Raw genomic sequence first — 11,629 nt, forward strand, 5'->3', positions numbered from 1 at the left:
AGATAGTTCATCTTCGCAATGCTACGCTGTTATGTCTCGCTGAGCGTCTCGCTGAAAACTTTTCAGAACTTATCAGTTATCGGCTAAGTTATTGATTTTAATGGTGCCCCCACACGGACTCGAACCGCGGACCTACTGATTACAAATCAGTTGCTCTACCAGCTGAGCTATAGGGGCACTGGTGCATCTTTCGATGTGTCGGAACGAACCGATTGCGCGGCGTATAACAGGATGAAACGCGCTATGGCAATGGTGTTTTAACACCCAAATCGCAAAAAAACTTAAAGCCGAAACAGCCCCAGTCAAACACACATGCAAAACAGGTTTCATGACGGGCAAATCGCCCTATGATGTTGCGACATTAACCCCAAAAAAAGGCCAGCAGCATGCAAATCGCGTTTCATATCGGCGCAAATTGCACAGACGAAGATCGGCTGCTTAAATCCATTTTGCGCAATACCAGCGCGCTATTGCAGCAAGGCATCGCCGTCCCAGGTCCCGGAAAATACCGCGCGCTGTTGCGTGAAACGATCCAAGGCCTCGATGGCGCCCCGCCTTCGGAAGATGCACGAGAAATCCTGCTTGATGCGATTGTCGAAGAAGATGACGTCAAGCGCATCGTCCTGAGCAACGACAACTTTATAGCCATCCCCAAGCGGGTCTTTGACCACGGCGTATTTTATCCTCAGACCGAAGGCAAAGTGCGTGGCATGTGCCGCCTTTTTCCAGATGATAAGTTGTCGTTCTTCTTCAGCATACGCAACCCGGTTAGCTACCTGCAAGACATCGCCCAGCGCGCCGAGGCCGAAACCTTGCGGGATTATTTGGGTCCATTTCACCCTCTTGAACTGAAATGGTCGGATGTCATTCGACGCATCAAGCGCGCGGCTCCTGATGCCCCGCTTCATGTGTGGTGCACCGAAGATACACCGCTGATATGGGAGGACCTGATCCGCCTACAAACCGGTGTCGCTGCAGATACACCCCTCAAGGGGCGGTTTGATGTCCTGTCGCGCATTATTTCGCCCGAGGGGATCGCGGTTCTGAAAGCCGCGAGCATGCCCGATGATCGTGTCGCGCGGCATGACTGCATCGCCGATTTACTTGATACCTACGCAATGCCCGACGCGATCGAAGAACAGATCAATCTGCCAGAACTTAGCCCAGAGTTGATCACGGCCATGTCGCAAAGTTACGAGGATGATCTTGCGCTGATCGATGACATGGAAGGGGTGGATCTGATCCTCCCCTTCAACTGATCTTACATTCCTAAGGCCGCGAGATACATTTCCATGACAGCTTCTTCTTCGGCCAAATCATTGGCGTCACGCTTGCGCATGGCGACAATCTTGCGCAGAACTTTGGTATCGTAACCGCGGCCTTTGGCCTCTGCCATGACTTCTTTTTGTGCGTCTGCGATGTCTTTCTTCTCTGCCTCAAGGCGTTCGTAACGCTCTACAAACTGGCGAAGCTCTTGGCCGGCGACGGTGCTTGCGGTTTCTGTTACGGAATCGTTCATCAAAGCTCTCCTGAAAGGTTGCCTTTGACTAGCGGCTACCCCACCCACCCGCAACCCTTGCGAAGGTCGGCAACCCGCGTTAGGTCGGTCAAAACGCGAGGTGGTCATGGAAATTATTGTTTGGATTGGCGCCGCACTTTCGGGCCTTGGCATTTGCGGGATGGTTTACAGCATTGTGGCTGTCGCACGCGCCAAACGCGCAGGGTTACCTGATGAAGAACTTCGTGCACGGATTTCAACAATATTGCCGATCAATCTGATCGCGCTTTTTGTATCGATGATCGGGCTAATGGCCGTAATCATCGGCGTGATGCTGGGCTAAGTGCCGCTTAGTCTGCCGGGCAAAACACCTGATAGATACGTTCGAGCATTGGACGCACCCGCGGATCAGACAAACTGTAGTGCATGCTACGGCCGTTTCGCACACAACTAACCAGACCGTCACTGCGCAACTTCAACAGCTGCCCCGAGACATAGGACTGGCTAGCACCAACCGCAGTTTCAAGTTCGCCAACGGTCATATCACCCGGCACAAGCGCGCATAGAATACGAAGCCGCCCAGGGTTTGACAGCGCTTTCATCATTTCAGCGGCTTCTACAGCTGCTTCATCCATACGGTCGGCCATTGTTTCAACTGAGGTTGTCATAAACCTAATTCCAAAATCTTAGACATTCCAATATTGAAATGTATTAAAGTTATGCTATATTCATATCAAAGGAGACCCGAAATGACACCAGATGTAAAAGCATTCTTTGATAACGCGACCAATACTGTGTCCTATGTCGTGCGCGAACCGCAAGGTAGTGCATGTGCTATTATTGATAGCGTCTTGGATTATGATCAAGCCGCAGGTCGCACAGATACAAGTTCAGCAGATGATATTATCGCTTGGATCAAGGCCGAGGACTTGCAAGTCGCATGGATTCTAGAAAGCCACGTGCATGCAGATCACCTGTCTGCCGCGCCCTATCTGCAAGAGGCATTAGGCGGCAAGATCGGGATCGGTGCAAACATAACTGTGGTTCAAGATACATTCGGCAAAGTCTTTAACGAAGGCACCGAATTCGAACGTGACGGTTCACAGTTTGACGCATTGTTCGCCGATGGCGACAGCATTCATATTGGCCAAATGCGGGTCGATGTGATGCACACGCCCGGCCACACGCCAGCTTGTCTTACTTATGTAGTCGGTGATGCTGCATTCGTCGGCGACACATTGTTCATGCCTGACTTTGGAACCGCGCGCTGCGATTTCCCCGGTGGATCGGCCGAGGACTTGTTCCATTCGATCCAGAAAATATTGGCCCTGCCTGACAAAACCCGTGTTTTTGTAGGCCACGACTACAAAGCACCGGGACGCGATGAATTCGCATGGGAAACGACCATAGGCGAGCAAAAAGCACTGAACGTGCATATTGGCGAAGGACGCCCGATGGCCGATTTTGTCACCATGCGCGAAACCCGCGACGCGACGTTGGGAATGCCACGGCTGATTTTGCCTTCGCTGCAAACTAACATGCGGGCCGGTCACTTTCCGGAGCCAGAAGACAACGGTAAAAGCTACTTCAAAGTGCCAATAAACGCGCTTTAAGCGATAGAAATAGGAAGAATTCGTCATGCCAATGGATTGGATTATGGGGCTCGCCGGTGGCGTGCTAATCGGGATAGCTGCGGCCATCTATCTACTTGTGAACGGCAAGGTCATGGGGGCCTCGGGGATTATCGGGGGGCTGGTCGATGGCAGTGGTCGCCACGAATTGCGCGAACGTGGGGCGCTGATCGCAGGCCTCGTGATTGTACCTGCTATTGCCGCACTGATGATGGGTGGCAGTCAGACTTTCCTGACCGATAACTGGGCGGTGATCATTGCCGCAGGCCTTTTGGTCGGGGTCGGCACACGTTTAGCCAATGGCTGCACATCGGGACACGGTGTCTGCGGCATTTCGCGCCTGTCACTGCGCGGGATCGTGGCGACAGCGTTTTACATCGGCGCGGGCGGCCTGACAGTCGTTATCTTCAAACATGTTCTAGGAGTAATCTGATGCGCAGTTTCGTTTCATTTATCGTCGGCGCATTGTTTGGTTTAGGCCTGTTAACATCTGGCATGACCGACACGACCAAAGTGCAAGGATGGCTTGATATTTTCGGCAACTGGGACCCGACGTTGGCCTTTGTTATGGGCGGGGCGATCATTCCAATGGCAATTGCGTGGCAGCTCACACGCGGGCGCAAACCGGTCTTGGCAGCAGCATTTCCCGCGCCGCCCGAGCCTACGCTTGGCCGCAACTTGGTCGTTGGCTCGACTTTGTTCGGCATGGGGTGGGGTCTTGCCGGATTGTGCCCTGGACCCGCGCTCGCGTCGCTTAGCTTTGGTGGCATTGGTGGACTGTTGTTTGTCTTGGCGATGATTGCTGGTATGGCCATTGCACCACCTATTCGCGCAAGGCTGCACGAGCAAACTGCCGCAGCTTAAGAGGACCACTATGGATATCAAACAGCTTAGCCCCACGTTCGCCGTTTCACCCCAGATCGGGGTCGAGGACATTCCCGCAATTGCTGCGGCCGGATATACCGCGATTATCTGCAACCGGCCCGACCAAGAGGTCCCACCGTCGCATCAAGCCAGTGCTATTGGCGAGGCAGCGGCAGCGGCCGGACTGGCGTTCATGATCCACCCTGTCACGCACCAAGGGTTGAACATGGAACTAATTGCAGGCCAAAAAGCTGACATGGCGACAGCAAGCGGCCCCATCTTGGCCTATTGCGCGTCTGGCACACGGTCTTCGATCGTCTGGTCATTCGCGCAGGCGGGCGACATGCCGACACAAGATATCATCGCGGCAACATCTGCTGCGGGATATGATCTAGGAGGCATGGGCCCGCAAATAGACGCAATCGCTAATCGCTAATCGGACGCGTCCAAGGCAACATCAAACGCCAGATCCGTTTCAAACGGGTCTGGCGTTTGCGCATCCGCGGCCAAGTCGATTGGGAAATCCATCCCGTTTTCAACAGCGACCGGCGCCTTTGCATCCCCGCCACCAGACGTCAGCTCGTGAAGATCAAGAACTGGTGCCGCTTGCAATCGCACTGCGCGCATTCCACCGCTTTGACCCAATTTGGCTTGCGCCACCTCTTGCCCATCCGCAGAAAGAAGCCTGACTGATGTGACACTGCATCCCGGCAGCGGCAGAACCGCCCCAACCTGCAAGCCACGCGCCATGGCCAATGGCAACTTGAACCGGTGCAACAGCGCCGTGATTGTCGCAGGCGCGTCCTGCACAGCTTTTGGAAATGCGACACTCCAATCTGATTTCTCTGCGGCGGGCGGAACGGTTGCCTCTGGCACTTCGGCCAGCGGTAGCGCCATCAACAACAACCCTTGCCTATCGGCTGGCCCCAGTTGCACATTCATCTGCACAACGCGGTACAGGCAATCGTCCAACAACAGGCCAGCCGTCCTCGTATCGGAAATCTTGCCTTCATGCGTGACTTGATCCCCCCAACCGTCGAAATCCGTCCCGCGTACGGCCTGCGGAAAAGCCCCCAGAAAACCCGCGATCATCGGATCACACATCATCTGATCAGTCAGCGTGGGTGCGCGATCATCAACCGCTTGCGGTGACAAAACCCCCATGGTTTCCATTTCAAGCACTGCGGCACGCAACTGCATATCAAGGGCAATCAATCCAACCAAACGTTCCTGTCGGTGCAACCCAATAAGCATCAACCCATCTGGCAACCCATCCAGCATCACATCAAGACCACTTATCTCTTCTGCCACGCTTGAAACCGCGAGCACCAAACCGACAGTATCATTTGCGGCCTTGGTCAACGCCAAACGGACAGCGCGCGACGACGTCAGCGGGTTTTCCGCAACATCGGCGTCTTGCGAACGTGTCATCCGTCGCAGCAGTGTCGCATGTGTGCTTTCGGTCATATCCCCGCCACAGATGAATTGTAGCGATCTTACCCTTGCAAAGGTTACGTTTTCTCTAACGCGGCCTCTGTTTCAACCGTGCGCAAGATCACACGGAACGCAGCCCCTTTTTCAAGTGGGAGATACAGCACTTCTCCGCCCAATCGCATCATGATCTCGCGGCAGATCGCAAGCCCTAGCCCAGCGCCACCGGCCTTGCCCTGATCAGCCACGCGCGAAAATTTCTCGAAGATAAGCTCTTGATTTTCCGGTGATATACCGCTGCCATTGTCGATGAAATCGACGTGCACTTTGCCACTCTGACGGGTCACGCGTATCTGCAATGTTGGATCGTCTGCGTTGCAATACTTGCGCGCATTCGCGATCAGATTAATGAAGACTTGGACCAAGCGATCAAGGTCGGTGGTTAATGTAATATCCTCGGCGCTTTCGTCGCGTAAAACTGTCAAAACGCCGTCGTGCAAACCCGCAGCCCCAACCGCACGATCAAGCGACGCGCCAAGCTTGCCTGTTTGTTCATGCAAAACGACCTGCCCGTTTTCCAGCACCGATAAATCCAAAAGATCATCCAGCAATCGGGTTAGCCGGATTGCTTCGTCGTGGATAATACCTGCATACCGGTTCAGCGTGTCTTGCGGCATATTCCCGTCGCCGATAATTTCGGAGAACGACCGGATTGATGTCATCGGTGTACGTAGTTCATGACTGATCTGGCTTAGAAATGCGTCTTTCTGGATCGAAAGCGCCGTCAGCTTTGTATTGGCATCGCGCAACGCGCGGGCGGTACGCTCCTGCTCGGCGGACTTCGCCTCGAGCCGGTTGGAATATTCAAGGATTTGCGCGGCTTCGTCCGCCACAGCAATCAAATCCTCGACCGACACACTGCTGCCGCCAATAAGCTGCCCGATCATTGCATGCGACGTCGCCGCGCCCACTGAACCGGCCAATTCACGCTCTAGCCGTTCGATAAAGGCTGGCGTGACTTCTGGCAAAAATCCCGGCTTGCCTTGGGCGATGGCCTCTTGTTCAAAAATCTCTTGTGATTTTACGCTGCCGATAATGCGCTGGGACATGATTAATAGGTCCTCTGCGCCGGCTGCTGCGGCCGTCCAAGCGCGAGCGGCAGTTGAATGATCAAAAACGTTGACGAATTGCGCGCCCTGCAAACGTTCCAGCGGAGCTGGAAATGTCACCAGAGAAAAAAGAACAAACATCGCGGTGTTTAAAATCATCGACCACATGATGCCGTGCACCAGTGGGTCCATACCGGAAATCCCGAACAGCGCCTGCGGGCGCAGCCATGAAATCCCAATGATGCCATTGTCCATCACCGCTTGGCTGATAAACGCATCGACGCCAAAGCTGGGCAAAAACAAGGTCCACATCCAGACCAACAGCCCCGTCAACAGCCCTGCCCCCGCACCGATCCCCGTGGCCGCGCGCCAAAACAGCCCGCCTAGCATTGCAGGCAAGATTTGTACGGCACCGGTAAACGAAATCAGACCGATGGCAGCCAATGCAGTGCCGCCGCCGGACATGCGGTAGTACAGAAAGCCCAACGCCAAGATAGCAGCGATTGACAGCCTGCGCGCCAATAGGGTGACAGAGCGGATATCGCCGGAAAACATCGCGTGTTGGTTGGCTTGCCGGTTCAGCCAGATCGGGACGACAATATGGTTAGACACCATCGTCGCCAAAGCAATCGTAGCTACAATCACCATAGAGGTGGCCGAAGATAAGCCCCCCAAAAAGGACAAAACAGCCAATCCCCCCTGCCCTTGATGCAAAGGCACAGTCAGCACGAACAGGTCAGGATTGCTGCCAGCAGGTAACAAATCGAGGCCGATTACCGCGATCGGGACCACAAAGAGGCTCATCAAAAACAAGTAAAGCGGGAAAGCCCAGCTTGCGACGTGCAGATGACGCTCGTCTGTGTTTTCAACGACAAGAACCTGAAACATGCGCGGCAGGCACAAGAACGCGGCGCCCGACAAAAAGATCAGACTGATCCAGCGGCTGCCGTTTTGTTCCCACAACACGATCTCGGAACTGTCGATACGTTCGAGCATTTGCGTGGGGCCGCCTGCGATCCCCCAGACTACAAAAACACCAACCGCTACCAGAGCCAAAAGTTTAACGACGGCTTCAACCGCGATGGCCATCACAATGCCATTGTGGCGTTCATTCGCGTCCAGATTACGCGTGCCAAAAAGAATGGTGAACACCGCAAGTCCAACAGCCACCCACATCGCTGATGCGTTCAGTTCGGCCGTTTGCCATGTGACGCCTTCGACCTGCGCGAAAACTGCAAACGACAGGGTGACAGATTGAAGCTGTAGCGCAATGTATGGCGTGCCTGCGATGACCGAAATCACCGTCACAATCATGCCAAGCATCGTTGATTTTCCGAACCGTGATGAAATGAGGTCGGCAATCGACGTGATCCGTTGTGCGCGCCCGATCCGCACCAAGCGGCGCAGAACCCACCACCAGCCAACCATCACGAGGGTCGGGCCCAGGTAAATCGTGACGAATTCCAATCCCGACCGCGCAGCATAGCCCACGGCCCCATAAAACGTCCAAGCTGTGCAATAAATACTGATCGAAAGCGTATATATCCATGGCGACTGCAGAAAACCCGCACGCCCCTCGGCCGCACGCCGCTCGGCCCAAAATGCCACGGCAAAAAGCATCGTCACATAGCATAGCGCCACAATAATCAGGGCATTGAAGGACATCATGTGTGGGGATCTTCTGCAGAGCCCGGAGGTGGGTCAGCGCGAATGCGGCTAGCAAGAAATGCGGCCAACACAATCAACAACACCCAAACGCCAAAGATATAAATGAGCCCGGCAGACCCAATCTGTGCGGCCTCTGGGTCATGCGCCCACGTCAAGGGCAGCGCCCATAATATTGCCCCCAGAAAGGGCAAAAACCTTGCCGCATCGCGCACGCGGCGCTGTCGATAATTTTGCCGTTGCAAAAAGATCGGCGGCTTGGGGGGACCGCTCATGCCTCCATAAAGTTGCGGACGTAGTCACGCACCTCTGTGTTGGAAAACGGCTTGGTCATAAAGTGATTTGCACCAAGACGCTGCGCCAATTCGCGGTCCTTTTCCTGACCACGGGCCGTCAACATCATCACGGGGATATTTTTGGTAACATCTGTCGCACGCAAGTCACGCAGAATATCGAAACCGCTGCGCCCGGGCAGCATCACATCAAGGATGATCATATCGGGCGGCATCGCCAGCACTTTGCGCATCGCGGTTGTGCCGTCCTCGTGCGTGTGGACGGTCCAGCCATCGCGGGACAGAATAAAACTGAGCGCTTCGATGATGTTTGGTTCATCTTCGATCAGAAGGACGCGTTTGCCCATCTCTTCGCCTCCTATCTTATCCACTTCGCAAAGCGGGTCCTCTTGCGGTTAACTATTGCCCGCTTCTGAGGTGAAGTCAAAGTGCTGTTTCCACGCGCACACCCTTCATTGCGGGTTCGCGGCGACTGGCGCAGTTCGCGCGTGGACAGATGCGACAAGACACGCCGACAGGCTGGGCGATACTCGCGGTTTCTGGCGGGTCTGGCATGACCAGCATCGTGCTTTGCACAGGCGTCGGCACGTCAAAACGCGGGCTGGGTCGCGTGTCGGCAATTGCATAACACAACAGCCGGGTGGCGCTTGATCCGGGCAAAGCCACCTCAAGCCGGATTGGCTGTGCTGGCCGGTTCAAAGCCGCATAAAGTGGCCAAAGCGGACAAGCCCCGCCCGTCCGCGGCAACGCAAACCCCGGCACAGGTTTAACAAGCGTCAGCACACCTGCGGCATCACAAGCAGCCATCCCGATAGGCGGATGGCCCTGCCCCGTAGGCAGACTGGCCAAACGGCGCAGTACGGTCGCAAATGAAGCTTGGAACGCCTGCGCCAAAGCTGCGGGGTTATAGTTGCGGACGCGGCAAGCATCCTCGAACCCGGCTAGCGGCAGAAGTGCCGCGTCTTTGAGGTATTGCGTGGCCTGACTTTCCAGCAGTGCCTTTGCGCCGTCTCTTAGACCGCTATCGGCGACCAATTTCTGCAGATCAGCGTCAGGCGCTTCCAACGGGGCCAAATGAAAACCAGTCTTGGCCAAGTACCTCTCGAGTTGCTCGGCAGGATCAGCTTGATCAATATCTGCATCCGGCGCCTCAAGGTACGCAACCAATGCTTCGCTGCTGTTGGCCAAACGGAGGCTGTCATTGTGGATGTTCTCGTGAAATCGCCGTTGCCAGTCTTCATCCAGTTTTTCCGGTCCAACAAGAATTTGCGCGGCAGAGCGGATCGCAGACACCGCAGTAATCACATCATGCAGTGATCCAGCCAATTGCGGATCATGCGACATCCGGTCCGACAACGCCTGCACCTGTCCGCCAAGCGCTGCTATCCGTTCAGATTGGGCCACGATTAGCGCGCCCCAACCCGGATAGCGGGCGGCCATTTCTTCGGCGCGGGCGACTTCAACCTTGGCGGGCAGATCAGCCTCGAATTGGCTCGCGGCGTGGCGCATCTGATCGAGCATGTCAGCATCGGCACCATCGACCAAAAGCGCCGGTTCAACGCCGAGGACACGGGCGATGTCGGACAACAGCTTTCCCCCGATTCTGCGGCGGTTATGTTCGATTAAGTTCAAATAAGATGGGGATATCCCGACCGTTTCGGCCACAGCAGCCTGCCGTAGCCCGCGATCCAGGCGCTTTTCACGTATCCGCGAACCTGCAAGACGTTGCGTCACCAATGCTAATTCCTCTAACATTTTCAGTGGCTTTCTGCAGGTGCAAGAAAACCGATTTACAAAGTTAACTACCTATTTGTGCATGAATTTACAAATTAGTCCAGTATCCTCAATGGTTTGTTGATGCTTGCCCCAATCATGGCGGAAAGTAGGCATGCACTGTATCAGTGGCTGTGGGTCTGGCGAGGAGTTTGGATCCGCACAAATCTCTAGGGAGGATATTTATGTCCAATTCGAAGTTTTCACGTCGTGGCGTGCTCAAAACTGGCATGGTTGCCAGTGCTGGTCTCGCTATTCCACAGTATCTGCGCGCAGCCGGCCACACTGGCTACACAAATGCGCCTGGCGACAGCGGGTCTGTCAAAATCGGCTTCAACGTACCGCAGACTGGTCCTTACGCCGAAGAAGGCCTTGACGAACTGCGCGCTCAAGAGCTTGCAGTCGAGCATCTAAATGGCATCGGCGACGGTGGCATGCTGAACACTTTTTCTGAAAAGAACCTCGATGGCACAGGTATTCTGGGCAGGAAGGTCGAGTTCATAACAGGCGATACACAGACGAAATCTGACGTAGCCCGTGCATCCGCACAGTCCATGATCCAGAAAGACGGCTGCATCATGATCAACGGCGGGTCATCTTCCGGTGTTGCGATTGCTGTTCAAGGTCTGTGCCAAGAAGCTGGTGTGATCTTCATGGCCGGCCTGACACACTCCAACGACACAACTGGTAAAGATAAGAAAGCCAATGGCTTCCGACACTTCTTTAACGGTTACATGTCTGGTGCGGCTCTTGGTCCAGTTCTGGAGGCTGAATACGGGAATGATCGTAACGCTTATCACCTGACAGCTGACTATACATGGGGCTGGACACAGCAGGAATCCATTCAGAGTGCGACAGAAGCACTTGGCTGGAAGACCACACAAAACGTTCTAACGCCAGTTGGCGCTGGCGACTTCTCATCATACATCGCTCCTGTTCTGAATTCTGGCGCGGATACATTGATCCTTAACCATTACGGTGGGGACATGGTAAACTCTTTGACACAGGCTGTTCAGTTTGGTCTCAAAGACAAGCAGGTCAATGGCAAAGACTTCACTATCATTGTGCCGCTTTACTCTGAGCTGATGGCCGCTGGTGCGGGTTCCAACATCCAAGGCGTGTTCGGTTCAATGAACTGGAACTGGCAGCTGCAGGATGAAGGCACTAAAGCTTTCGTTAAATCCTTTGGCGAAAAATACGGCTTCCCGCCATCCAGTGCGGCGCACACTTGCTACGTTCAGACTCTGCTTTATGCGGATGCTGTGACACGTGCAGGCACTTTCAACCCTTGCGGCGTTGCCGAAGCTCTTGAAGACTTCGACTTCGACGGCATGGGCAACGGTCCAACATCTTACCGTGGCGCCG

Annotated in this window: 14 protein-coding genes and 1 tRNA gene; 7 read left to right on the forward strand and 8 right to left on the reverse strand. The window is 54.7% G+C overall.

The features are described 5' to 3' along the window. Positions 1-101: 101 nt before the first annotated feature. A tRNA-Thr gene (locus QZ197_RS11475) sits at positions 102-177 on the reverse strand. A 209-nt stretch (positions 178-386) separates the two neighbouring features. Between QZ197_RS11475 and QZ197_RS11480 the strand changes: the two genes are divergently transcribed. Further along, a complete protein-coding gene (locus QZ197_RS11480; RefSeq protein WP_296432108.1) occupies positions 387-1,259 on the forward strand; it encodes a hypothetical protein in 873 nt (290 codons plus the stop codon). A gap of 2 nt (positions 1,260-1,261) precedes the next feature. Here the strand turns inward: QZ197_RS11480 and QZ197_RS11485 are convergent, their stop codons facing one another. Further along, entirely contained in the window at positions 1,262-1,519 is a 258-nt protein-coding gene (locus QZ197_RS11485) for a DUF2312 domain-containing protein (RefSeq protein WP_296432109.1), read from the reverse strand. Positions 1,520-1,625: 106 nt separating this feature from the next. Between QZ197_RS11485 and QZ197_RS11490 the strand changes: the two genes are divergently transcribed. Continuing rightward, positions 1,626-1,841 (forward strand): hypothetical protein, encoded by a 216-nt coding sequence (locus QZ197_RS11490; RefSeq protein WP_296432111.1) that lies wholly within the window; start codon positions 1,626-1,628, stop codon positions 1,839-1,841. Positions 1,842-1,848: 7 nt separating this feature from the next. On the opposite strand, the gene QZ197_RS11495 is transcribed toward QZ197_RS11490, so the two are convergent. Continuing rightward, on the reverse strand, positions 1,849-2,166 hold the full coding sequence (locus tag QZ197_RS11495) for a metalloregulator ArsR/SmtB family transcription factor (protein WP_296432113.1): 318 nt from the start codon (positions 2,164-2,166) through the stop codon (positions 1,849-1,851). Between the two features lie 81 nt (positions 2,167-2,247). Between QZ197_RS11495 and QZ197_RS11500 the strand changes: the two genes are divergently transcribed. The 4 genes from QZ197_RS11500 to QZ197_RS11515 are packed head-to-tail and all read left to right on the forward strand — an operon-like array spanning position 2,248 to position 4,429. Beyond that, a complete protein-coding gene (locus QZ197_RS11500; RefSeq protein WP_296432115.1) occupies positions 2,248-3,111 on the forward strand; it encodes an MBL fold metallo-hydrolase in 864 nt (287 codons plus the stop codon). 25 nt (positions 3,112-3,136) lie between these two features. Next, on the forward strand, positions 3,137-3,562 hold the full coding sequence (locus QZ197_RS11505) for a YeeE/YedE thiosulfate transporter family protein (protein WP_296432116.1): 426 nt from the start codon (positions 3,137-3,139) through the stop codon (positions 3,560-3,562). Beyond that, a complete protein-coding gene (locus QZ197_RS11510) occupies positions 3,562-3,993 on the forward strand; it encodes a DUF6691 family protein (protein WP_296432117.1) in 432 nt (143 codons plus the stop codon). The genes QZ197_RS11505 and QZ197_RS11510 overlap by 1 nt, the downstream gene beginning before the upstream one ends. A 10-nt stretch (positions 3,994-4,003) precedes the next feature. Then, a complete protein-coding gene (locus tag QZ197_RS11515) occupies positions 4,004-4,429 on the forward strand; it encodes a TIGR01244 family sulfur transferase (protein WP_296432118.1) in 426 nt (141 codons plus the stop codon). Here the strand turns inward: QZ197_RS11515 and QZ197_RS11520 are convergent. From QZ197_RS11520 to QZ197_RS11540, 5 genes are all read right to left on the reverse strand, one after another. Beyond that, a complete protein-coding gene (locus QZ197_RS11520) occupies positions 4,426-5,460 on the reverse strand; it encodes a FliM/FliN family flagellar motor C-terminal domain-containing protein (RefSeq protein WP_296432119.1) in 1,035 nt (344 codons plus the stop codon). The genes QZ197_RS11515 and QZ197_RS11520 overlap by 4 nt on opposite strands. A 44-nt stretch (positions 5,461-5,504) precedes the next feature. Further along, positions 5,505-8,201 (reverse strand): sensor histidine kinase, encoded by a 2,697-nt coding sequence (locus tag QZ197_RS11525; RefSeq protein WP_296432120.1) that lies wholly within the window; start codon positions 8,199-8,201, stop codon positions 5,505-5,507. After that, on the reverse strand, positions 8,198-8,473 hold the full coding sequence (locus tag QZ197_RS11530; RefSeq protein ID WP_296432121.1) for a hypothetical protein: 276 nt from the start codon (positions 8,471-8,473) through the stop codon (positions 8,198-8,200). The genes QZ197_RS11525 and QZ197_RS11530 overlap by 4 nt, the downstream gene beginning before the upstream one ends. Continuing rightward, entirely contained in the window at positions 8,470-8,838 is a 369-nt protein-coding gene (locus QZ197_RS11535) for a response regulator (protein WP_296432122.1), read from the reverse strand. Before QZ197_RS11535 ends, QZ197_RS11530 begins: the two co-directional genes overlap by 4 nt. A 76-nt stretch (positions 8,839-8,914) precedes the next feature. After that, on the reverse strand, positions 8,915-10,246 hold the full coding sequence (locus QZ197_RS11540; protein ID WP_296432123.1) for a short-chain fatty acyl-CoA regulator family protein: 1,332 nt from the start codon (positions 10,244-10,246) through the stop codon (positions 8,915-8,917). A gap of 203 nt (positions 10,247-10,449) precedes the next feature. Here QZ197_RS11540 and QZ197_RS11545 point away from each other — a divergent pair. Beyond that, positions 10,450-11,629: substrate-binding protein (locus QZ197_RS11545; protein ID WP_296432124.1), on the forward strand; the 1,180-nt coding region annotated here is incomplete at its 3' end.

This window comes from Yoonia sp. (assembly GCF_017854415.1).
In the GTDB taxonomy this organism is placed as follows: Bacteria; Pseudomonadota; Alphaproteobacteria; order Rhodobacterales; family Rhodobacteraceae; genus Yoonia.